Annotated in this window: 19 protein-coding genes; 4 read left to right on the forward strand and 15 right to left on the reverse strand. The window is 64.6% G+C overall.

The window, feature by feature from the left end:
- Window positions 1-2 precede the first annotated feature (2 nt).
- Genes lptB through AC1RDJ_RS08090 form a run of 5 tightly spaced genes read right to left on the reverse strand, consistent with a single transcriptional unit; the run spans window position 3 to window position 3576 of the window.
- Window positions 3-758, reverse strand: coding sequence for an LPS export ABC transporter ATP-binding protein (lptB, locus tag AC1RDJ_RS08070; protein WP_071325608.1), 756 nt, complete (start codon window positions 756-758; stop codon window positions 3-5).
- Window positions 758-1351: a lipopolysaccharide transport periplasmic protein LptA gene (gene lptA / locus AC1RDJ_RS08075; protein ID WP_071325609.1), complete on the reverse strand. Its 594-nt coding sequence runs from the start codon at window positions 1349-1351 to the stop codon at window positions 758-760. Before lptA ends, lptB begins: the two co-directional genes overlap by 1 nt.
- A 25-nt stretch (window positions 1352-1376) precedes the next feature.
- Window positions 1377-1988 (reverse strand): LPS export ABC transporter periplasmic protein LptC, encoded by a 612-nt coding sequence (gene lptC / locus AC1RDJ_RS08080; RefSeq protein WP_071325610.1) that lies wholly within the window; start codon window positions 1986-1988, stop codon window positions 1377-1379.
- Between the two features lie 44 nt (window positions 1989-2032).
- The gene (locus AC1RDJ_RS08085) at window positions 2033-2566 is read right to left on the reverse strand and encodes a KdsC family phosphatase (RefSeq protein WP_071325611.1); all 534 of its coding nucleotides are present in this window, start codon (window positions 2564-2566) and stop codon (window positions 2033-2035) included.
- Window positions 2566-3576, reverse strand: a complete 1011-nt coding sequence (locus AC1RDJ_RS08090; RefSeq protein ID WP_083412032.1) for a KpsF/GutQ family sugar-phosphate isomerase — start codon at window positions 3574-3576, stop codon at window positions 2566-2568. The genes AC1RDJ_RS08085 and AC1RDJ_RS08090 overlap by 1 nt, the downstream gene beginning before the upstream one ends.
- A gap of 108 nt (window positions 3577-3684) precedes the next feature.
- Here AC1RDJ_RS08090 and AC1RDJ_RS08095 point away from each other — a divergent pair, with 108 nt between their 5' ends.
- Window positions 3685-5664, forward strand: coding sequence for a monovalent cation:proton antiporter family protein (locus AC1RDJ_RS08095; RefSeq protein WP_493027181.1), 1980 nt, complete (start codon window positions 3685-3687; stop codon window positions 5662-5664).
- Here the strand turns inward: AC1RDJ_RS08095 and AC1RDJ_RS08100 are convergent, their stop codons facing one another.
- The 3 genes from AC1RDJ_RS08100 to AC1RDJ_RS08110 all read right to left on the reverse strand — a co-directional run bounded on the left by AC1RDJ_RS08100 (window position 5665) and on the right by AC1RDJ_RS08110 (window position 9120).
- The gene (locus AC1RDJ_RS08100; protein ID WP_493027182.1) at window positions 5665-6861 is read right to left on the reverse strand and encodes a GGDEF domain-containing protein; all 1197 of its coding nucleotides are present in this window, start codon (window positions 6859-6861) and stop codon (window positions 5665-5667) included. It lies immediately after the preceding gene.
- 34 nt (window positions 6862-6895) lie between these two features.
- Complete coding sequence (locus AC1RDJ_RS08105; RefSeq protein ID WP_493027183.1) at window positions 6896-7747, reverse strand: MOSC domain-containing protein; 852 nt, start codon at window positions 7745-7747, stop codon at window positions 6896-6898.
- A 278-nt stretch (window positions 7748-8025) separates the two neighbouring features.
- The gene (locus AC1RDJ_RS08110) at window positions 8026-9120 is read right to left on the reverse strand and encodes a type II asparaginase (protein WP_071325615.1); all 1095 of its coding nucleotides are present in this window, start codon (window positions 9118-9120) and stop codon (window positions 8026-8028) included.
- Window positions 9121-9279: 159 nt separating this feature from the next.
- Between AC1RDJ_RS08110 and AC1RDJ_RS08115 the strand changes: the two genes are divergently transcribed.
- The 3 genes from AC1RDJ_RS08115 to AC1RDJ_RS08125 all read left to right on the forward strand — a co-directional run bounded on the left by AC1RDJ_RS08115 (window position 9280) and on the right by AC1RDJ_RS08125 (window position 11148).
- On the forward strand, window positions 9280-9756 hold the full coding sequence (locus tag AC1RDJ_RS08115) for a hypothetical protein (protein WP_156894973.1): 477 nt from the start codon (window positions 9280-9282) through the stop codon (window positions 9754-9756).
- A gap of 23 nt (window positions 9757-9779) precedes the next feature.
- Window positions 9780-10616, forward strand: coding sequence for a MipA/OmpV family protein (locus tag AC1RDJ_RS08120; RefSeq protein WP_493027184.1), 837 nt, complete (start codon window positions 9780-9782; stop codon window positions 10614-10616).
- Window positions 10617-10710: 94 nt separating this feature from the next.
- Entirely contained in the window at window positions 10711-11148 is a 438-nt protein-coding gene (locus AC1RDJ_RS08125; protein ID WP_071325617.1) for a hypothetical protein, read from the forward strand.
- Here AC1RDJ_RS08125 and AC1RDJ_RS08130 read toward each other — a convergent pair.
- The 7 genes from AC1RDJ_RS08130 to AC1RDJ_RS08160 form a co-directional block, all read right to left on the reverse strand.
- The gene (locus tag AC1RDJ_RS08130) at window positions 11145-13616 is read right to left on the reverse strand and encodes a TonB-dependent siderophore receptor (RefSeq protein WP_493027406.1); all 2472 of its coding nucleotides are present in this window, start codon (window positions 13614-13616) and stop codon (window positions 11145-11147) included. The two genes, AC1RDJ_RS08125 and AC1RDJ_RS08130, sit on opposite strands and share 4 nt — an antisense overlap.
- A gap of 119 nt (window positions 13617-13735) precedes the next feature.
- Window positions 13736-14719, reverse strand: a complete 984-nt coding sequence (locus AC1RDJ_RS08135; RefSeq protein WP_493027185.1) for a siderophore ABC transporter substrate-binding protein — start codon at window positions 14717-14719, stop codon at window positions 13736-13738.
- A gap of 1 nt (window position 14720) precedes the next feature.
- The gene (locus tag AC1RDJ_RS08140) at window positions 14721-15491 is read right to left on the reverse strand and encodes an iron ABC transporter ATP-binding protein (RefSeq protein WP_071325620.1); all 771 of its coding nucleotides are present in this window, start codon (window positions 15489-15491) and stop codon (window positions 14721-14723) included.
- On the reverse strand, window positions 15488-16438 hold the full coding sequence (locus tag AC1RDJ_RS08145) for an iron chelate uptake ABC transporter family permease subunit (protein WP_493027186.1): 951 nt from the start codon (window positions 16436-16438) through the stop codon (window positions 15488-15490). Before AC1RDJ_RS08145 ends, AC1RDJ_RS08140 begins: the two co-directional genes overlap by 4 nt.
- Window positions 16435-17391: an ABC transporter permease gene (locus AC1RDJ_RS08150; RefSeq protein ID WP_493027187.1), complete on the reverse strand. Its 957-nt coding sequence runs from the start codon at window positions 17389-17391 to the stop codon at window positions 16435-16437. The genes AC1RDJ_RS08145 and AC1RDJ_RS08150 overlap by 4 nt, the downstream gene beginning before the upstream one ends.
- Complete coding sequence (locus AC1RDJ_RS08155) at window positions 17388-19178, reverse strand: ABC transporter ATP-binding protein (protein ID WP_493027188.1); 1791 nt, start codon at window positions 19176-19178, stop codon at window positions 17388-17390. The genes AC1RDJ_RS08150 and AC1RDJ_RS08155 overlap by 4 nt, the downstream gene beginning before the upstream one ends.
- Entirely contained in the window at window positions 19172-20962 is a 1791-nt protein-coding gene (locus AC1RDJ_RS08160; RefSeq protein ID WP_493027189.1) for an ABC transporter ATP-binding protein, read from the reverse strand. Before AC1RDJ_RS08160 ends, AC1RDJ_RS08155 begins: the two co-directional genes overlap by 7 nt.
- Window positions 20963-21037 lie beyond the last annotated feature (75 nt).

Raw genomic sequence — 21037 nt, forward strand, 5'->3', positions numbered from 1 at the left:
GCTCACATGCGGAAGTGTTCGCCCAGATAGACCCGGCGTACCGACTCGTTCGCGATGATGTCGTCGGGGCGTCCCGACGCCAGCACCGAGCCCTGGTTGATGATGTAGGCACGGTCGCAGATACCCAGCGTCTCGCGTACATTATGGTCGGTGATCAGCACACCGATATTGCGCTCCTTCAAGAAACGCACGATGCGCTGGATTTCGATCACGGCGATCGGATCGACGCCGGCGAACGGTTCGTCGAGCAGCACGAAACGCGGGTCCGTGGCCAGCGCACGGGCGATTTCCACGCGGCGGCGCTCGCCGCCCGACAGCGACAGGGCCTGGTTCTCGCGCAGCTTTTCAATCTGCAAGTCGGCCAGCAATTTATCCAGGCGCTCCTCGATCTCGGCCTTCGTCAACGGACGGCCTTCGACGGTCTGGATTTCCAGCACGGCGCGGATATTGTCTTCCACCGTCAGCTTGCGGAAAACGGACGCTTCCTGCGGCAGATAGGACAGGCCCATCTGCGCGCGGCGGTGGATCGGCAGCCTGGAAATATCCACGCCGCTGATATCGATGGTACCGCCATCCGACGGCACCAGGCCGACGATCATGTAGAACGAGGTGGTCTTGCCGGCGCCGTTCGGCCCCAGCAGACCCACCACTTCACCGCATTCGACTTGCAGCGAAACATCATGCACGACTTGCCGCTTGCCATAGGTCTTTTGCAGCCCGCGGACGATCAGGGTACTGCCGCAACGTGTATTTTCCATTATTTCTTTCCTGGCGCGGGCGCCGCCGGCGCTTTCTCCGCCGCGGGTGCCTTGGTCTTCGGCTGGATCACCATGCGCACGCTACCGGCGCCCGGGGCGCTGGTGCCGCTGTCACTGTTTTCCATCTTGAACACTTCGTTGCGGCTGTCATATGAAATGAAGGCGCCATTGGCCACATCGGTGATTTTCGTGCCTTCCAGGCGCGTCAGCTTGGCCTTGGAAAACAGTTTCACCACTTCCGTCTTGTTATCGTATTCCACGCGCTCCGCTTCGCCTTCGACCCACAGGTCGCCCGCGCCATCGCGCTTCTGGCGGAAGGTGGCCAGCTTGCCCGGATCGGCCCAGAAGGTGATGAACTGGTAGCCTTGCGGGTCTTCCGTGATCAGGGCCCGCCCCGCCTTCATGGTCAAGGTGCCCTTCACCAGCACCACGTCGCCCGTCAGAGTACGGACTTGCTTGATGTCATCCATCTGGCCGCGCTGGGCCGTGATGACGGCTTCCTTCTCGGAATCGGCCTTCTCGGCATGCGCCGCACCCATCACGCCCAGCGAGCAGACGGTCGACAATAGAGTCAACAGCAAGATGTTCTTCATATTATGGTTTCCTTGTTTCATTCTGTCAGTGTGCCGCCGCGGCCGGGCGCGGTTTCGGCGGGAGGACGATGCGCAGCGCCTGCTGCACTTCCACCACACCGGTGGCGTTATTGGCTTTCATGCCCACGCCGGTCACGTGGGAGACCCCCATCAGCATGTCGACCGGCACGTCCGTTTCCATGCGCTCTTCATCGGGGAACACCGTCAGTGCTTCCGTCTTGAGCGTCAGGTTCTGCGCCTTGGGACTGGCCACGCGGTCGATCACGACCTTGCGGTGCAGCTGCAATCGGGTATTGCCCTCGTCGATATGCGCCAGCTCCGCGTTCATGTTCATCGGCGGCATGCCGGGCGTCAGCTTGCGCACGAAAGGCTGGTCGATATCGGATGAATCATCGGCCGGGTAATGCGTGAGCTTGGTGCCGGATACGATATAGCTGGGCTTGCCAGTCAAATCCATGCGCACCAGGCTGAAATTGGTGATGAAATAGTCGGGTTCGTCCAGGTGCTTGCTGGCCGTGATGTCCTGGCCATTCTTGTTCATCACTTCGAGCAGCCAAAAGCTGCCCAGCGCGAACACGACCGCTCCCAGCACGGTAAAAATCATGCGCCAGCGATGGGCGCCTCCTGGCTTACGCATATTGCTTCACTCTTTCAAATGTTACTGGCGGCAAGGCTCGCGCCTCACTCCAGGAACGGCGCCATGACGCGCGCATAGTTGTCCTGTGCACGCAGCAGGAATTCGCAAATCTCGCGCACGGCGCCACGGCCGCCGCCGGCCTGCGTCACGTGGTGCGCCAGGCCCTGCACTTCCGGGCGTCCGCCCGGCACGCTGACGGCAAAACCGACGCGCTTGAGGATGGGTGCATCGATGACGTCGTCGCCGATATAGCCGCATTGTTCTTCCGTCAAGCCCGTCAGCGCCAGCAATTCGCGAAACGGCGTCAGCTTGTCGTGGCCGCCCTGATGCACATGGGTAATACCCAAATCTTGCGCGCGGCGCGCCGTGATGGCCGAGCGGCGCGCGCTGATGATGGCCGTCTGCACGCCCGATTCCTGCAGCAGCTTGATGCCCAGGCCATCATACACATTAAACGTCTTCATCATTTCGCCGTCCGGGCCGAAATGCAGGCTGCCGTCGGTGAGCACGCCATCGACGTCAAAGATCATCAGTTTGACCTTGGCCGCGCGCGCCAGGTTGTCCGCCACGCTCTCCATCAGATCACCTTCGCTTGTGTCAGGTCATGAATATGCAGTGCGCCGACCAGTTTGCCATCGGCGTCGACCACCAGCATCTGGTTGATGCGGTACTGCTCCATCACGGCCACGGCATCGACGGCCAGGCGCTCGGGCGCGATGCTGCGCGGCTGCGCATGCATGACGTCGCGGATCGCCACTTTCGTGAAATCCTGCACGCGCTCGAACATGCGGCGCAAGTCGCCGTCGGTAAACACGCCCACGGGGCGGTTGTCCGCGTCGACGACAGCCGTCATGCCCATGCCCTTCTTCGTCATTTCCTCTAGCGCCTGCAGCAACGATGCTTGCACGGCGACTTTCGGCACCTGCTCGCCGCTGCGCATGACGTCATGCACGTGCGTCAGCAGGCGGCGGCCCAGGGCGCCGCCCGGGTGCGAGCGGGCGAAATCTTCTTCCTTGAAGCCGCGCAAATCCAGCAGCGCCACAGCCAGCGCATCGCCCAGGGCCAGGGTGACGGTGGTGCTGGCCGTCGGCGCCAGGTTCAGCGGACAGGCTTCTTTCTCAACAGAAATATCCAGATGCACATCGGCCAGCTGGGCCAGGCTCGAATTCGGCTTGCCCGTCATGGCGATCAGCACGCCGCCCATGCGCTTGACGACCGGCATGATGGCCATCAGTTCGGACGATTCGCCCGAATACGATATGGCAATAAACGCATCGTCCGAGGTAACCATGCCCAGGTCGCCATGGGCCGCTTCGGCCGGATGCACGAACATGGCCGGCGTGCCGGTGGAAGCGAGGGTGGCGGCAATCTTGCGCGCGATATGGCCCGACTTGCCGATGCCCGAGACGACGACACGCCCCTTGCATTCTAGCAACATTGCCACGGCGCGGCCCACACTGTCGTCCGTGGCCAGGCGCGCATGCAGCGCAACGATGGCGTCGGACTCGATCTGCAGGGTGGTGCGCGCCAGCGCCACGGCGCGCTCGGTGGTCGCCTGCATGTCAATTCGATCAAAAGCTTTCAGCATTGTTTTTTCATGGGTTACACTCATGCCCAAAGTATAAACGAATTAGGAAAGCAAAAAACTTGCCAGTCACAACAAACAACGATTTCCACTGAGCTTCCCGGGCAACCCATGTTTTCCTCGCTTGAACTGACCCTGATGTTACTCGGCAGCGCCGTACTGGGCGTGGTCGCTTTCAGAATGTTGCATTTGCCGCCCATGCTGGGCTACCTGGCGGTCGGCATCGTCATCGGCCCCCATGCGCTGGGCCTGGCGGCGGAAAACGAAGCGAGCCATACGCTGGCCGAGTTCGGCGTCGTCTTCCTGATGTTTTCCATCGGACTGGAATTTTCGCTACCCAAGTTTCTCGCCATGCGGCGCATCGTCTTCGGCCTCGGCATGGCGCAAGTGGTCACCACCATCGTCGCCACCGTCGTCTTCGGCTGGTTCGTCGCCCGCTACCTGTCCGCCTACATCCACCTGAGCTGGCAAGCCGCATTCGCCCTGGGCGGCGCGCTGGCCATGTCGTCGACGGCCATCGTCTCGAAAATGCTCACGGAACGGCTGGAACTGGAAAGCGAACACGGCCGCAAGATCATCGGCATCCTGCTGTTCCAGGACCTGGCCGTCGTGCCTTTGCTGATCCTCATTCCCGCCCTGACGCGCGATTCGGACAACCTGGCCGAAACCCTGGCCTGGGCCGGCGGCAAGGCGCTGGTCGTGCTGATCTTGCTGCTGTTCATCGGCCAGAAGATGGTGCGCGGCTGGCTGACCATCGTCGCCAAGCGCCGCTCGCAAGAGCTGTTCATGCTCAACCTGCTCCTGATCACCCTCGGTGCGGCCTGGATTACGGAACGGGCCGGGCTGTCGCTGGCCCTGGGCGCCTTCGTGGCCGGCATGCTCATTTCCGAGACGGAATTCAAGCATCAGGTGGAAGAGGATATCAAGCCATTCCGCGACGTGCTGCTGGGCTTGTTCTTCATCACTGTCGGCATGCTGCTCAATATCCGCGTCGTGCTCGACAACTGGTGGCTGGTGCTGCTCTTGCTGTGCGGCCCCGTGCTGCTGAAGTTTGCCCTGATCGCGGGCCTGGCCCGGCTGTTCGGCTCGTCGACGGGCGTTTCGCTGCGCACGGGCCTGGCGCTGGCGCAGGCGGGCGAATTCGGCTTCGTCCTGCTGAACCTGGCCGGCGGCATCAAGCTGATGGACCCCTTCGTCGTGCAGGTGGTGCTGGCGTCGATGGTGCTGTCGATGCTGGTGGCGCCCTTCCTCATCGCCAAGTCGGACGCCATCGTCATGAAACTGGCGGCCAACGACTGGATGATGCAGTCGCTGGCGCTGACCAGGATCGCCACGCGCACCATGGCGTCGCAAAAACACGTGCTGATCGCCGGCTTCGGGCGCAGCGGGCAAAGCCTGGCCACCCTGCTGGCGGAAGAAAAGATCGAATACCACGCGCTGGACCTGGACCCGGAGCGGGTGCAGGAGGCGCAGCTGGCGGGCGCCCACGTATCGTATGGCGACGCGGGCCGGCGCGAAAGCCTGGTGGCGGCCGGCATCTACCGCGCCAGCGCCGTCGTGATCACGTATGCCAACACACCGTCGGCGCTCAAATTATTGCATTTGCTCAATGAGCTGGCGCCCACCTTGCCCGTCATCGTGCGCAGCCACGATGACAGCGACCTCGACCGGCTGAAAAAGGCGGGCGCGGCCGAAGTGGTGCCGGAATTGATGGAAGGCAGCCTGATGCTGGCCTCGCACGCCCTGATCATGATGGGCGTGCCGCTGCGCCGCGTCGTGCACCGCGTGCAGGCGGCGCGCGAAGAGCGCTATGCGTCGCTGCGCGGCTATTTCCACGGCACCAGCGACGCCGGCGACGATGCCGAGCTGGAACGCCTGCACACGGTCACCGTCAGCGACGGCGCCCAGTGCGTGGGCTTGCCCCTGAGCACGATCGACGTGGCCGCCTGCGGCGCCTTTGTGACGGCCATCCGCCGCGGCCGCGGCCGCCTTGAAGTCACGCCCGAGACCCAGCTGGCCATCGGCGACGTGGTGGTGCTGCGCGGCACAGCCGACGCCGTAGCCAAAGCAGAAACATTGCTACTGAAATAATTATTCGCCCTGCGCCTGCCAGCTGACGACACGGTTGCGTCCACCGGCCTTGGCCTGGTACAGGGCCTGGTCCGCGTGCGCCACCAGTTGCTGCGCCACGGCTTCGATGGCTAGCAGCGCCGCGTCCGCCTCGAGGCTGGCCACGCCGATCGACACGCTGACCCACGTTTGCGCGCTGCCCGGCAAGTCGAACATGGTGTCGGCGATGCTGGCGCGGATGCGCTCGGCCACGAAAGTGGCGCTATCGAGGTCGGCATCGATCAGCAGCACGACGAATTCCTCGCCGCCGAAGCGTCCCAGCGCATCGGAGCGGCGCAATTCCTTGCGGATGCGCGTGGCCACTTCGCGCAGCACTTCATCGCCGCCCTGGTGGCCATGCGTGTCATTGACCAGCTTGAAGTGGTCGATGTCGATATACATACATGAAATACAATAATTCTGGCGCCGCGCGCGGGCGATTTCCTCCAGCAGGCGGCGGTCGATATAGCGCCGGTTGTAGACGCCCGTCAGCGAATCGGTCAGGCCGATGTATTTCAGCATTTCATTGCTGATCACGTTTTCCAGGCAAATGGCGATGATGGATGCCATGTGCTTGATGAAATCCGTGCCCAGCGCGGGCGTAAAACGCGTCACGTCGCTGCTGGCCAGGTTCAGGCTGCCGATCAGGCGCTTGTTGCGCAGCAAGGGCACCAGCGCCACGCTGCGCAAGGGAACGCTGATTTCCGGAAAGCGCGGGCCATGCACGGCCGCGTCGAACGCCCCCAGCAGCGGCATGGGCGGCAGGGCCGCCTCGCCCTCGGCCACGGACGCTTGCGGCGCAAATCCCAGCTGCGCCACTTCATGCACGAACAGCAACTGCGGGAAGGCGCTGAAGTCGACGCCCAGCTTTTCCATCACCAGCACGATATCGTCATCCTCGTCGAGCAGGCTCAGGGTCACGCCGTCGAGGTCGGAAATCACGGGCAAGGTGCGAAAAATGGTGCCGATCAATTCGGGAAACGTGGACGCGCCGACGATTTCCAGGTCGAACGCCTGGTGGCGGCACATGATGTCGTGGTTGCGCTCGACCTGTTCCAGCAGGAAAGCCATGCGCGCACGCAAGGCCTGGTTCTCGGCTTCGAGGCTGGCAATGCGCTGGGCCGGCGCGTTGGCATCGCTCCCCGGCTGGCCTGGCTCTGGCGAAATTGCTTGATTCATAGAAACCTTAAACCCTTGTGTGCGGGCGCCATGCTTAAAATGCCAGTTCGAAACCGATGTCCTGCCCCACCACGATACGCTCATCGCCGCCTTGCGTGACGATGGCATTCATGCCGAAGCAGATGGCGCCGTCGAGCTCGGGCTTGGCGCGGTAGCCGTACATGACGTCGAGCGGGTCCGGTCCCGGCACGCCCGTGGCCTGGTCCACCGAGGGAATCGGGCAGCGCGAACACGGCTTGACGGGTTTGAGCACGGTGGCGCCAAATTGCAGGAAGTCGGCGTAATCCTCTTCGAAGGGGCCGATGCCGCCGATCACCAGGTTCGGCCGGAAACGGTTCATCGGCAGCGCGTCGCGGCCGGCAGCGCGCAGCTTGTCATTGACGTCATCGAGCGAGGCGGCACCGGCGACCAGCACGGGGTAGCCATCGGCAAACATGGTCGACGCGGCCACGCCATCGGTCCACTTGGCGCTGGTGGCGCGCACTACGTCCGGGTGGAAGCGCACGAGGCGGCACGGCACGCCGATGGCATTGGAAAACCAGGCGGCCGTGACGTCGTCGCAATCGTAGGCGCGCAGCGTATCGTCCCACACGTGCACGTCCAGCATGGGCGCGCGTTGCGGATCGGGCAAACCCAGTTCGATTTCCAGGCGCAGCATGCCCGGCGCGCGCAGCTCCAGCGTGGTGGCCTTGATGCGCGGCACGATCAGCGCCATGCGCGGGTGTTCGCGCTGGGTCAGGAAGCGGCCCTGTTCGTCCACCACCATCCATTCGCGGTCGAACACGTGCTCGCTCATCAACCCGGTATGCGTCAGGATCGCCTCGCGCAAGTGGATGCCGGCGCAGGATTTGATGGGGTACAGAATGATGTCGGACAGGATAGCCATGGGCCAGGGCAGTATCTCAGCTTCTGCCAGGAAATTGTTCAGAAGCGAAGTATGGCAGCAAAGCGGGCAAGCGTAAATCGGCCAAGTAGGTCGTGGGAAATTATTGTGACGTTATGACGAACAGAACCGGATGCTCTGCTAGGCGCCCGCTGCTGGCAGTGCAAGCACTGCCAGCAGCGGGCAAGGCCGCAGGGCGCCGGGCATGGAAGTCGGACATCCAATAATTTATTACGCCCTGCTTAAGCTCAGCCGATAAGGCTGGCCCGGCGCAGCGGCGATCAGTACGTGTAGAAGATACGCTGGATTTCTTGCGTGCTATTCGTCTTGGTCAAGGCCAGCATCAGCAGGATGCGGGCTTTTTGCGGGTTCAGCGTATCGGAGACGACACTATCGAGTTCATCGTCATTGGCTTCGCCATTGCGCGCCACGATACCCTGGCCGACGCGGCTCGAACGCACGATCAGTACGCCCTTCTGGCGCGCTTCCACCAGGGCCGGCTTCATTTGCGCGGCCACGCTGCCATCGCCCACGCCCGCATGGATGATGCCCTTGGCGCCGGCGGCGATGAAGGCGTCGATGCCGACGCGGTTCATATTGGCATAGCCGTAGACGATATCCACTTGCGGCAAGGCATCGAGCTTGCTGATGTCAAATTCCGCTTCCAAGGTGTGCTTGCGCGTCGACTGGCGGTAAAAGAAGGCCTTGCTGCCCTGGATGTAGCCGAGCATGCCCAGTTCCGGCGACTTGAAGGTGTCGGTGGTGGACGTGTTCGTTTTTGTCACTTCGCGCGCGGCGTTGATCTGGTCGTTCAAGGCCACCAGCACGCCCTTGCCCACGGCTTCCTTGCTGCCCGCCAGCATGACGGCGTTGTACAGGTTGATCGGGCCATCGGCCGAGATGGCCGTCGATGGCCGCATGGCGCCCACCACCACCACCGGTTTGTGGCTCTTCACGGTGAGGTTCAGGAAATACGCCGTTTCCTCGATGGTGTCGGTGCCGTGCGTGACGACCACGCCATCCACCTCGGGCGACGCCAGCAGCACGTTGATGCGCTTGGCCAGGGTCAGCCAGTGTTCGTTGCCCATGCTTTCGCTGGCGATCTGGAACACTTGCTCGCCTTTCACGTTGGCCACTTTCTTCAGTTCCGGCACGGCGGCGATCAGGCGCTCGACGCCCACGGTGGCCGAGGTGTAGCCGACGGTGGTGGTGCTGTCGGCGCCGCTGCCGGCGATGGTGCCGCCCGTGGCCAGGATCACCACGTTCGGCAATTTGACGGCCGCTTGCTGCGCGCGCGCAGGCGAGGCGGCGACAAAGCCCATCAGCAAGGTAGCCAGCATCAGCTGTGCACAAGAATGGAATTTACGTGAAAACATGGTGCTCCTGTGAGGTGATATGTCAAAGATAACAAAGTCGTGTGCAAATTATATGTCATCGCTGCCCGGACAAATCCCCAATTCATCCAAGCCGCGCAAACGTGCGCGCCCGCCCATGCGCTACAGTGGCGCCATGTCCACACACTCCCGCTCCTGACCATGCGACGCCGCCTTGTTCCCGCCCTGCTCCTGGCCACGCTTGCCGCCTGCTCCACGCAGGTGGAACTGCGCATGGCGGCGCAGCAGGAACAGTTCGGACGCGCAGCGGCCAGCCAGGGCGACTGGGCGCAAGCCATGCGCAGCTACGCGGCGGCCGTGGACAATGTCGAACTGGGCCGGGGCGACCTCGCGTGGCAGGCGCGGCTGCATCACCAGGCGGGACGCGCCGCCAGCGCCGCCTGCCGCTACGACGCGGCCGAATTTCATTTTCGCAATGCCATCGCGCTGGCGAAACGCAGCACGCAATCGAGTGCCCTCAGCTACAAGGCACTGATCGACCTGTATGAACGCCAGGGCAAGACGGCGGAAGCGCTGGCCGTGCGCAACGAACTGGGCTGGCATCAATCGTGGGCGCTGGGCGCGTTTGCCGACCTGGAATCGCTGCCTGTCGGCCAGCCTTGCGGCACGCCGCCCTAGCCGCACTGCATGGGAGTTGGTCGATGCACATCGCACGCACGTTGCTGGCAACATCCGTTCTCTGCGCCGCGCTGGCGCCGGCGTATGCCGCCGAACCCGCCCTGCCCCTGTGGGAAGCGGGCGTGTTTGGCGGCACGGCCGTCACGCCCGCCTATCCCGGCGCCAGCGAGCGCTCGACGCGCACGCTGGCCCTGCCCTATCTGATTTATCGCGGGAAAGTGTTGCGCGCCGACCGCTCCGGCGTGGGCGCGCGCCTGTTCGATACGGACCGACTCGACTTCGATATCGGTTTCGCGCTGTCCTTGCCGGCCCGCTCCAGCGACGTGCCGGCCCGGCGCGGCATGCCGGACCTCGGCACGCTGGTGGAATTTGGCCCGCGCCTGAAGGTCAAGCTGGCCGAACCGACCCGCAATAGCCGCCTGGGCCTGGAGCTGCCCTTGCGCGCCGTCATCGAAGCGCGCGGCGGCCTGCGCCGCCAGGGCGCCACCTTCGAACCGCGCCTCGTGTACGCGCTGCAAGGCGATGACCAGGCGTGGCAGCTGGACGCCAGCGCCGGCGCCGTGCTGGGCAATGCCGCCATCAACGACTATTTTTATGGCGTCAGCCCCGCATTTGCCACTGATCAACGCCCTGCATACGCGGCCAAAAGCGGGCTGATGCTCACCCGCCTGGGCCTGGGCGGTTCGTACCGGCTGCACCCGGACTGGCGCGCCCTTGCCTTTGTTCGCTACGATACGTACACGGGCGCCGCCAACCGCGCCAGTCCGCTGCTGCGCCAGAATAGCGGCACCTCGGCCGGCATCGGCCTGCTGTGGACGTGGCGCCGCTCGGGCAGTCCAGCGCGCGGCGCCGATGACTAATCGGCGCAGACAAAAAATATTGCATCCAAGAAAAAATTATAGATAATGGCAAGTCTGGCTTGCGTGGCATCCGCCGCGCGCCAGCACATTGTCCATGGCCGCCAGCAAACTCATTCCCATTACCCTGCTTGCCGCGCTGTTGCCCGCGTGCCGCAGCATGCCGCCGTATGCCGGGCCGCACGGCCCCGGCACGCCCGCCATCATCGAGGCTTACCAGTCGCCGCTGAGTTTTTGCGGCTTGCTCACGCCCGGCGTCTGCCATGCCGATATCTTGCTGATCGATAAAAGCAAGCTGGCCAGCGAGGCGCCCGAAATCGCGCTCGACGGCGGTCAGCACCGCCTCGTCGTGCGTTGCCTGAGCAATACAACCCTGGCCACGGGCGGCAATGAAACCTCGATCCACATGTTCCGCATGCATTTCCAGCCCGGCGCCCGCTACCGCTTCGACGCCAAGGTCATCGACAACCGCTGCCAGCTGGCCATTGCCGACAAGGCCAGCGGCACGCGCAGCGAAGCGCTGGAAACGTATTAAAAGTCCATCGTCCCCGACAGCATGAAGGTACGCGGCGCGCCCAGGCCCAGGCTGGTCCATTGCGGCAGCGCCCAGTACGCCTTGTTGCCCACGTTGCTGACGCTGGCGCGCAAGGTCAGGGGCCGGCCCGCCGCGCGGGTGGCGTAGCGCGCACCCAGGTCATACACGGTACGGCCCGGTACCGACAGGGAATTGTCCTCGTTGATGTATTGCTTCGACGCCGACGTCGCGTTCGCCGTCAGGGTCAGGCCCGGCACGGGTGGCGCATCCCATTCCACGCCCAGCTTGGCCTGCAGCCTGGGCACGCCGGCCGCCTGCTTGCCCTGATTGACGCCGTTATTTGTCCTCGCCAGGGTTGGATCCACGTACGCGACGCCGCCCATCAGGCGCACGTCGCGCACGGGCGAACCGAAGAAGCCCCAGTCGATGCCGCGGTTGCGCTGCTCGCCGCCAAATGAAAAGACATTGCTGACGGGGTCGACATAGCTGCTGGGCCGCTTGATTTCATACACGCTCAGCGTATGGGCGAATTCTCCCAGGTCGAGCTTGACGCCAGCCTCCATCTGCCTGGACTTGTATGGCGCAAAGACCTCCCCCGCGTTGGCCGCCGTCATGGGCGCTGTCGCCCCCTGGCTCAAGCCTTCGATGTAATTGGCGTACAGCGACAGATTCCTGGCAGCCTTGACCAGCAGGGCGGCGGCCGGCGTCGTGGCGGCCGCGTCATAGCGCGAAGTGCGCGCACCCGACTTCACGTTGAAACTGTCGTTGAGCACTTCCTGGCGCCGCAAGCCCACCGTCAGCTGCACTTGATCCTGCGCAAACGACAGCGTATCGACGAGGCCATAGCTGGCCAGGCGCAATGTCGTCTTCGATATTTGCGGTGCGTCAAAGCGCGTGGCCGGACCCCAGACGGGATGATAGATATTCGTGATCCAGTCCTTGTCCAGCACATTGCGGCGGCCGAACTGCTTGTCCGTATGGTGGTAATACGTGGCGTTCGCCGCCCATTGGTGGCCAACGCCTCCCGTGCGGAACTTACCCTTGACGCCCGCTTCCGCCGACTGTTTTTCCAGGTTGAACCCCAGGTCGGCCAGGTTGGTGCGGTAGTCGCCGGCCGTATTGAATACCTGGATCAGGTAGGCGCCCGTCGACTGGTAGTCGGCCTTGCTGGCGCCGATGGCCGCATACGCCATCACGTGTTCGTTGACGTCATACTCGCCGCGCAGCATCGCGCCCTTGTCCTTCGTGTCATAGAAGGCCCAGCTGGGATTGAGCAAGGTCTCCGCTTTCGGCGGACGCGGCACGGGCAAGCCGGCGGCCAGGTTGACACCCCGGTTCAAGCCCCGCGCGCGGTCTTCGCTGCTGTAGAGGTCGGCGGAAAGACGCGCGCCGTCGCCACGCCAGTCGAGCCCCACGGAGGCGAGCTGGGTCTTCTTTTTCTGGTGGTCGATGGCGCCGTCGCCATCGCGGTAGACGCCATTGACGCGGATGCCGAATTGTTTATGCTCGCCAAAACGATTTCCCAGATCAATATGGCCGCCCCACTGCGCATCGGACATGTACGACGCCGTCACGCGGGCCAGCGGCGCCTCGCCCGCGCGCTTGGGCACGAGGTTGATGCTGCCGCCCACCGAGCCGCCCGGTGGCATGCCATTGAGCAAGGCCGATGGCCCTTTCAGCACTTCGATGCGCTCGAACATTTCGGGCGACGTGCGGTACACGGGCGAGATGCCGAACAGGCCGCCAAACGCGACATCGCTGGTGCCGGAACTGAAACCGCGAATCGAGTAATTTTCGCCGATGATGCCCGTCATGCCGCTGCTGAAAACGGTGGGATCCGTGGCCGAGATCACGTCGGTGATGTCGCGGGCCTGGCGGTCTTCGATGAATTTATCCGTATAGCTGATGGTGTTGAACGGCGTTTCCATGAAATCCTTGTCGCCCAGAAATCCAACGCGGCCGCCGGACGCCACCTGTCCGCCCGCGTAGGCATCGGTCACGCTGTTGCCTTTGCCCCAGACCGTCACGGCCGGCATAGTTGCCGCCGCCTCGGCCGCCGCGCCCTGCGCCTGCAGGCTCTCGCGGCGCACCGTGTAGCTGCCATTACCTTCGCGCACGGCCTGCAAGCCGTGGCCGCGCAGCAAGGCGTAAAAACCCTCGGCCACGCCGTAGCTGCCCGACAGTCCCGCGCTGCTCTTGCCTTGCAGCAGCGCCGCATCCACCGTCAGCTCCACGCCCGCCTCCGCCGCGAAGGTGTTGAGCGCCAGGCCCAGCGAACCGGGCGGCACGCTGAACGCTTGCCGCGCTGGCGCCGCTTGCGCGAACGCCGGCGGCGCCGCCATGCCCAGCGCAGCGACGCCCAGGCCCGTCATCAGTACCAGTTGCACGGCGCCCGCGATGCGGCTCAGGGTCAAAGCAGGATGGCGCGCGACAGCCTGGCTCGGTGATGGGAGGTGGCGTGTCGCCATGCGTGTTGACATGAAAAGTCCTTTTCAGATGGAATGATTGCTTGTTCTCACCCTATCTCCCGAACGAAAAGGCAAAACCCTCAATGCAAATACGACTCATTACGAAAAAATAGTCTCTATCATTGATAGCCCTTGAGCACATCGTCGATCAGCAGTTTCAGCGACGTCACGCTGGCCGCCGTGATGTACCAGGCATCGGCATCGACGAAGACGACGCGGCCGTTCTTCCAGGCATTGGTCTGGCGCAACAGCGGATTGGCCATCTGCTCGGCCGTCATGACGGGACGGCGCTCCATCACGGCCGTGCGGTCCACCACGTAAAGGATGTCGGGATTGGCTTGCTGGATGAATTCGCTGGATATCGGCTGGCCGTGCAAGCCCGCCTCGACGGCCGTGCTGGCCGGCTTCACGCCCAGCGCGTCGAAGACGAAGCCGTAGCGCGACTGCACGCCAAACGCGCTGAAGGCGCCGTTGTTGTGCATCACGATCAGGGCCTTCTCGGGACGTTCCTGCGTCACCTGGCGCACCGCGGCCACCTTCGCATCGAGCTCGGCGGCTTTCTGGCGGGCCACGTCTTCCTTGCCGAAGATGCGTCCCAGCGTCAGCAGATGCTCCTTGACGACGTCAATGTGCTTGCCCTGGCTATTCTGGAAGTCCACGTCGAAGTGCAGGGTGGGGGCGATCTGGCTCAGCTCCTTGTAGTGGTTGGCCTGGATCGACGTCATCAGCACCAGGTCTGGCTGCAGCGCATGCAGATGCTCGAGGTTGGGCTGCACGATGGCGCCCAGGTCGCGGATGCCCGCGTCGTCCTTGTAGCGCGTGAGGAAATGCGGCACGTAGTCCTTCACCATGCCGGCCACGGGCACGCCCAGCTGGTCGAGGAAATCGACCTCGTTCATGTCGAGCACGGCCACACGGTGCGGACGGTGGGGTATCACGGTCGCGCCCAGCTTGTGTTCGATCGTGATGGGAGTAAACGCTTGCTGCGCGGCGGAAGCGGCAGGCGCCGGCGGCGTGCTCGCCGTCTTGTCGGCGCAGCCCTGCAAGGCGGCCACGGCGGTGAGCAGCACGGCAAGCGCGCAGAAAGGTTGGTTCCAGATCATATCAAGCTCCTGTGGGGGTAAAGTAATTGCAGACGCAGCCGCGTTCATTGCGCACGATGTCGAAATCGATGTCGTACAGCGCCCGCAAGCGCTCCCCGGTCACGACCTCGTGCGCGGGACCGGAAAAGCGTACGCTGCCGCCCTGCATGGCGACGATGTGGTCCGAATAGTTGGCGGCGAAATTGATGTCGTGAATCACCAGGATCACGGTGCGCCCGTGTTCGTCGCACAGGCGGCGCAGCGCGCGCATGATCTGCACGGCGTGTTTCATGTCCAGATTGTTGAGCGGCTCGTCGAGCAGCAAGATATCGGTCTGCTGGGCTATCGTCATGGCCAGGAAAGCCATCTGGCGCTGGCCGCCGCTCAGTTCATCGACATACGCCAGGCGTAAATTGTCGAGCGACAGGAATGCGATGGCCTCGTCGATGGCTTGCCGGTCCTGCGCCGTCAGCGCGCCACGGCTGTAGGGAAAGCGGCCGAAGGCGACCAGCTCCTCCACCGTCAGGCGCAGGTTGAAATCGGGCGCCTGGCGCAGGGTGGCCACTTGCCGCGCATAGTCCTTGACCTTGATGTGCGCGATGCTGCGCCCGCCGATCGTGATATCGCCGCTGCTCGGCTCCAGCAGGCGCGCGATGAGCATCAGCAAGGTGGTCTTGCCGGCACCGTTGGGACCGATCAGGGACGTCACCTGTCCCTTGGGGAACTGCGCGCTGACGTTGGCCAGCACGCTTTTGGCGCCATAGGTTTTGGCGATATGTTTGACGTGGATCATGCTGTGCCTCGGGTGCGGACCATGAGCGCAAGGAAATACGCGCCACACACCAGGTTGACGAGGATGCCGACGGTGGTCCGGTAATTGAAAACGTGCTCGACCAGCAGCTGGGCGAGCAAGAAGATGGCGATGGCGATGGCGCATCCCAGCGGCAAGGTGACGCGGTGGCGCGCCGTGCGGGCCAGCGCATACGTCGTGTTCGCCACGAAGATGCCCATGAAGGCCGTCGGCCCCAGCAGGCTGGTCGACACCGCCACGAGCACGGCGATCAGCGCCAGCTGCAGCCGCACCATGCGCCGGTAATCGACGCCGAGCGAGATCGCCTGCTCGCGCCCCAGCGCCAGCACGTCGAGCGCCGGCAAGGTCCTGAAGGCCACCAGGCAGGCGGCGCCCACGAGCAGCGCCGATGCCAGCAGTTGCCCGGGCTGCGCCCTGTTGAACGATGCCTGGCTGAAACCTTGCAAAATGGCAAATTCACCGGGACTGATGCGCAGCTGGATGAACTGGGTAAACGTGCCGAGCACCATGGTCAGGACAAACCCCAGCAGCAACAGGAAATACACATTGTTCTTGCCATCACGAAACAGCCAATAGTGGATGGCCCAGGAATAGGCGAGCATCAGGGCGATGGACAACATGAAATTGCCGTCCTGCCCCAGCAGCAGCACGCTGTGCATGCCCATCGCGAGAACCAGCAGCGACTGCAGCAGCACATACACGGCCTCATAGCCCATGACGGCCGGCGTCAGGATACGGTTGCCGGCGATGGTCTGGAACACGATGGACGAGACAGCCACGCAGACGCCGCCGATGGCGATGGCGGCCAGCCGCGCCAGCCGTTTCGGGATGATGTAAGCGAAGTCCAGATTCGCGCCGAGGAAGAGGAAAGCCAGCGCCAGCGCGGCAACGGCCAGCCAGAGCGCCTGCCGCTTGAGCACGCGCTTCATCGCCGCCCCCGGATGATCAGCACGAGGAACAGCACGCCGCCCACGCCGCCCGCCGTCAGGCCGATCGGCACTTCGAACGGGTAGATCAGCAATCGCCCCGCGATGTCGCAGGCCAGCAGCAGCGCGGCGCCGCCCAGCGCCACGATGGGCAGGGTGCGCGCCAGGTTGTCGCCGTAGCGCAGCGCCACCAGATTGGGAATGGCCAGGCCGACGAACGGGATCGCCCCCACCGTGATCACCGTGGCCGCCACCGTGACGGCCACCAGCACCAGGCCCAGCGCCACCGTGGCGCCATGGTTCAAGCCCAGGCTGGTAGCCATGCCCTCGCCCATGCCCAGCACGGTAAAGCGCTGCGCGTACAGGTATGTGAGGGCGACGATGGGCAGGACCAGGTAGATGATTTCATAGTTGCCCTGGACGATCCGGGAAAAATCGCCAAGCAGCCAGCCCTGCATGCTTTGCAGGATATTGTTGCGGTAGGCATAAAACTCGGCCACGGCGCTGAGCACGCCGCCATACACGAGGCCGATGACGGGCACGAGTATCGTGTTCTTGAAGCGGATGCGGCGGATCAGGGCCACATACACGAGGCTGGCGGCAAGGCAGAACACCAGCGCGAACGCCATCTTGCCGGCCGTGCCCGCCGCGGGCGCGGCCGTCAGCGACACGAGGATGCCCAGCTTGGCCGCATCGAGGCCGCCCGACGTGGCCGGTTCGACGAATTTGTTGCGCACGATGTGCTGCAGGATGACGCCGCAGACGGACAGGCCCACGCCTGTCAGCACCAGCGCCGCCAGACGGGGCAAGCGGCTGGCCGTCAGGGTCAGCCAGGCATCGCCGGACAGCGCGTCGGACAGCGCAAACAGCTGCGTCCAGGCAATGTCCCGCGCGCCCACCAGCAGCGAAGCACAGCACAGCAGGAAGAACAGGAAAAGCAGACGCGCGCGTGTCAAATGCCGGACTCCGTTCCAGGCTGGCGCGCGGGCGCGGCGATGCGCCAGCCCTTGGCCGCCTGGCGCTGGGCCAGGAAATGCGCATACAGGCCGTTCTGCTCGCGCAGGATGTCCGGCGCGCCCTGCTCGCGGAGCGTGCCGCCATCGAGCACGACGATCTGGTCGGCCATGGCCACCGTCGACAACTGGTGCGCGATGACGATCACGGTGCGCTTGCCGCGCAGCCGCGCCAGCGCTTCGGCGACGGCGGCCTGGTTTTCCGCGTCAAGCGCGGCCGTCGCTTCGTCGACGAGCAAAATCGGTGCATCCTTGACCAGCGCGCGGGCAATCGCGATACGCTGGCGCTCGCCCCCGGACAGGCGCGCGCCCCCCTCGCCCACAGGCGTAGCGAGCCCCTGCGGCAAGCGCGCGATGATCTCGGCCACCCCTGCCTGGCGCGCCGCCTCCAGCACTTGCGCATCGCTGGCGTCCGGCTTGCCGATGCGGATGTTGTCGCCGATGCTGCCCTGGAACAGATAACTGTCCTGGAAAATCTGGCTGATCTGGCCTGCCAATTGCTCGCTGGACATGGCACGCACATCGACGCCGCCCACCAGCAGCGCGCCCTGGCTGACGTCGAAGAAGCGCGCGATCAGCCGCACCAGGGTGGTCTTGCCGGAACCGGAAGCGCCGATCAGCGCCGTCATGCTGCCCGGCGCAATATGCAGATTGATGCCCGTCAATACGTCGGGCTGATCCTGTGCATAGCGGAAAGCCACGTCGCGCAGCTCGACCGCGCCATCGCGCGGCGCTTGCGGCGCGGCCGCTTCCGGCAGCGGCTGCACGGCGAGAATGGCGCGCGCCGCATCGAGCTGGCCGCGCGCGCCGCGCAGCACTTCGCCATAGCTGGCCACTTCCTGCAGCGGATCGACAAGGCGCACCACCAGCAGCAACGCCACGATGACGGCAATGGCATCCTTCGCGTCGACTGCACCGCCCAGCAGGCTGTTCAGCCACAGCGCGGCGGCGACCAGCAAGGCGGCGAAGATGGCTTGCACGGCCCACGCGTTGAGCACGGCCGACAGTGACGACAGGTAAATGAGCCGCGTACCCGAGGCGCGCTGCTCGTCGATGGCTTGCTGCAGGAAGCGCGTGCCGCCGCCCTCGCCGCTGCCGTCGCCATTGAAGGCGCGCAACACGGACTGCGCTTGCGCAAACTCAATCAGGCGCTGGCTGGTCTGGGCAAAATGCTGGTGGTAGGCGTCGTCGGCGCGCTGCCCCATATGCGCGGTAAGCCGCAAGGTGCCGGCCAGGATGGGCAGCGCCAACAGGGCGATCAGGCCCAGCTGCCAGTGCAGCACGAACAGCGCGGCGATCAGCACCACGGGCGTGACGGCACCGCAGATCAGCGGCGTCAGCACGTGCGCTGGCAGCTGGGCCACATTCATCATGCCTTGCGTGATGACATGGCCGAGACGCGCCGTGTTTTCCGGCGTGAACCAGCCGACAGGCAGGCGCGCCACGTGGTCGCCGAGGCGCTGGCGTGCGCCCCGCAAGACCGTCACGCCGACGCGCACGCCTGCCCTTTCCACCTGGCGCCGCCAGGCCCAGCAAGCCGCCAGCCCGGCCAGCAGCACGAGCAGCCACAGCGCCGCGCCCCCCGTATCGCCGGCCAGCAGCTGGCCCAGGGCCAGCACCAGCGCCGTGACGGTGAGCCCGCTGAGCAGGCCATAGGCAAGCGCCATCCACGCATAGCGGCGGAAGACGGGCGCATCATCGCCCAGCAATTGAATAAAAGTCTTCAGCATGACGGGTGCGCCTCTTCCTGGAATTCCTGATAGCCGCCCAGCGCCCACAGTTGCGCGTAGCGCCCCTGGTCGGCGAGCAAGGCGGCATGGCTGCCCTGCTCGACGATGGCGCCATGTTCGACGACGATGATGTGGTCGGCGTGCATGATGGTGTCGAGCCGGTGCGCGATCACCAGCAAGGTGCGGCCGCGGGCAAAGCGCGACAGCGCATCCTGGATCGCCACCTCGTTTTCGGCATCGGCCGCCGCCGTGGCTTCGTCGAGCACCAGCACGGCCGGATCGAGCAGCACGGCGCGGGCGATGCTCACGCGCTGCAGCTCGCCGCCCGACAATTGCGCGTCTTCGCCGATCACCGAGTCGTAGCCGCGCGGCAAGGCCAGGATGCGCTCATGGATGTTCGCCAGGCGCGCCGCTTGCTCCACCTCGTGCCCGCTGGCCGCCGGCCGGCCCAGCGCGATGTTCTCGCGCACGCTGGCGTGGATGAGGCGCACTTCCTGCAGCACGAAGCCGATGCGCCGGTACAGTTCGGACGTGGCGATGTGCCGCAGGTCGACGCCGCCCAGGGTGATGCGCCCTTGCGTCGGATCGAAAAAGCGCAGCAGCAGCCGCGCCAGGGTCGATTTACCGGACCCGGAAGCGCCGACGATGGCTGTGACCGTGCCGGGCTGCAAGGTAAAACGGATGTCCGACAGCACCTTGTTGTGTCCATCGTAGGCATAGCTGACGCCTTCCACGCAAATTTCCGTGCCAGCTGGCAGCTGCTGCTCGTCGGGCGCAGGCTGCGCCAGCACGGGCGTCTCGAGCAAGGCCAGCACGCGCTGGGCGGCGCCGGTGGCGTTGTTGAGGTCGTGCGTCAGATAGTGCAGCAGCAGCATCGGCGCGGACATGCCCGGCGCCACGAGGGCGAACGGCAGCACGTCGACGGGCGCCATCCAGCCCAGCACCACGAATACGGTGCCGGCGATCACCACCACGCCCAGCACGGCCACGGGTGCGATCAGGGCGTTGGCGTTGGCCATCGAGCCCACCAGCGGTCGCGTGAAGGCGGCAAAAGCGTCCGCAAACCCATCGACGGCCGCGCGGTAGCTGCCGTGCGCGCGGCCCGTGGCACCAAACGCCTTGACCACGGGAATGCCGTTGACGAACTCCACCACCGCATTGTTGATGCGCCCCATGCCGGCGACGAATTGCTCCATATTGCCTGCGCTGGCCTTCATGGCCTTGCCGAAGAACAGGAAAAAGCCGGGAAAGGGCAGGATGGCGATGATGGCCATGCGCCAGTCCATGGCAAACAGGTAGAGCAGCGAAATCAGGATGGCGCCCACGGCGCGCCCCGTCGTCGTATAAAAATGCGCGGTGAGGCTGTGCAGGGTGTTGATGTCGTCCTGCATCGCCTGCTTGACCTCGCCCGATGCCCGGCTGGTGAACCAGCCCAGCGGTACTTGCCCCAGGCGCTGCATGGCTTGCAGGCGCAGATGGTGGGTGATGCGGTTGTCGGCCAGGTGCGCGGCCAGTTCGCCCAGCGCGAGCAGCGCCATGCCGGCGAACAGGCAAGCGACGCTGGCGAGGATGGTGGGCCAGATGTCGGCTGCCGACAGCGCGTCCGCAGGGACCAGGGCCATTCTTGCCAGGTGCGCGATGCCGGCCAGCGGCACCAGCGTGAGCATGCTGCCCACGCCGGCCAGCACGGCCGCGACGATCAGGCGCCCGCGTATGGGGCTCAATATCCGGCGGATCGGGCCGGCTTGTTTGGGTGCGGCCGGGGCCGCGTCATGGGTGCTCATGAAAAAAGGACAGGCATGGTTTCAAAAGAAAAGAGTGGCTCTCACCCTATATCCCGAACGAGAATGCCAAACCCT

This window comes from Janthinobacterium sp. GW822-FHT07H10, from assembly GCF_058798675.1.

Excerpts from the sequence above, each read along its gene's own strand:
- lptB (WP_071325608.1), bottom strand. The coding sequence starts at position 758 with ATGGAAAATACACGTTGCGGCAGTACCCTGATCGTCCGCGGGCTGCAA.
- lptA (WP_071325609.1), bottom strand. The coding sequence starts at position 1,351 with ATGAAGAACATCTTGCTGTTGACTCTATTGTCGACCGTCTGCTCGCTG.
- lptC (WP_071325610.1), bottom strand. The coding sequence starts at position 1,988 with ATGCGTAAGCCAGGAGGCGCCCATCGCTGGCGCATGATTTTTACCGTG.
- AC1RDJ_RS08085 (WP_071325611.1), bottom strand. The coding sequence starts at position 2,566 with ATGGAGAGCGTGGCGGACAACCTGGCGCGCGCGGCCAAGGTCAAACTG.
- AC1RDJ_RS08090 (WP_083412032.1), bottom strand. The coding sequence starts at position 3,576 with ATGCTGAAAGCTTTTGATCGAATTGACATGCAGGCGACCACCGAGCGC.
- AC1RDJ_RS08095 (WP_493027181.1), top strand. The coding sequence starts at position 3,685 with ATGTTTTCCTCGCTTGAACTGACCCTGATGTTACTCGGCAGCGCCGTA.
- AC1RDJ_RS08100 (WP_493027182.1), bottom strand. The coding sequence starts at position 6,861 with ATGAATCAAGCAATTTCGCCAGAGCCAGGCCAGCCGGGGAGCGATGCC.
- AC1RDJ_RS08105 (WP_493027183.1), bottom strand. The coding sequence starts at position 7,747 with ATGGCTATCCTGTCCGACATCATTCTGTACCCCATCAAATCCTGCGCC.
- AC1RDJ_RS08110 (WP_071325615.1), bottom strand. The coding sequence starts at position 9,120 with ATGTTTTCACGTAAATTCCATTCTTGTGCACAGCTGATGCTGGCTACC.
- AC1RDJ_RS08115 (WP_156894973.1), top strand. The coding sequence starts at position 9,280 with ATGCGACGCCGCCTTGTTCCCGCCCTGCTCCTGGCCACGCTTGCCGCC.
- AC1RDJ_RS08120 (WP_493027184.1), top strand. The coding sequence starts at position 9,780 with ATGCACATCGCACGCACGTTGCTGGCAACATCCGTTCTCTGCGCCGCG.
- AC1RDJ_RS08125 (WP_071325617.1), top strand. The coding sequence starts at position 10,711 with ATGGCCGCCAGCAAACTCATTCCCATTACCCTGCTTGCCGCGCTGTTG.
- AC1RDJ_RS08130 (WP_493027406.1), bottom strand. The coding sequence starts at position 13,616 with ATGGCGACACGCCACCTCCCATCACCGAGCCAGGCTGTCGCGCGCCAT.
- AC1RDJ_RS08135 (WP_493027185.1), bottom strand. The coding sequence starts at position 14,719 with ATGATCTGGAACCAACCTTTCTGCGCGCTTGCCGTGCTGCTCACCGCC.
- AC1RDJ_RS08140 (WP_071325620.1), bottom strand. The coding sequence starts at position 15,491 with ATGATCCACGTCAAACATATCGCCAAAACCTATGGCGCCAAAAGCGTG.
- AC1RDJ_RS08145 (WP_493027186.1), bottom strand. The coding sequence starts at position 16,438 with ATGAAGCGCGTGCTCAAGCGGCAGGCGCTCTGGCTGGCCGTTGCCGCG.
- AC1RDJ_RS08155 (WP_493027188.1), bottom strand. The coding sequence starts at position 19,178 with ATGCTGAAGACTTTTATTCAATTGCTGGGCGATGATGCGCCCGTCTTC.
- AC1RDJ_RS08160 (WP_493027189.1), bottom strand. The coding sequence starts at position 20,962 with ATGAGCACCCATGACGCGGCCCCGGCCGCACCCAAACAAGCCGGCCCG.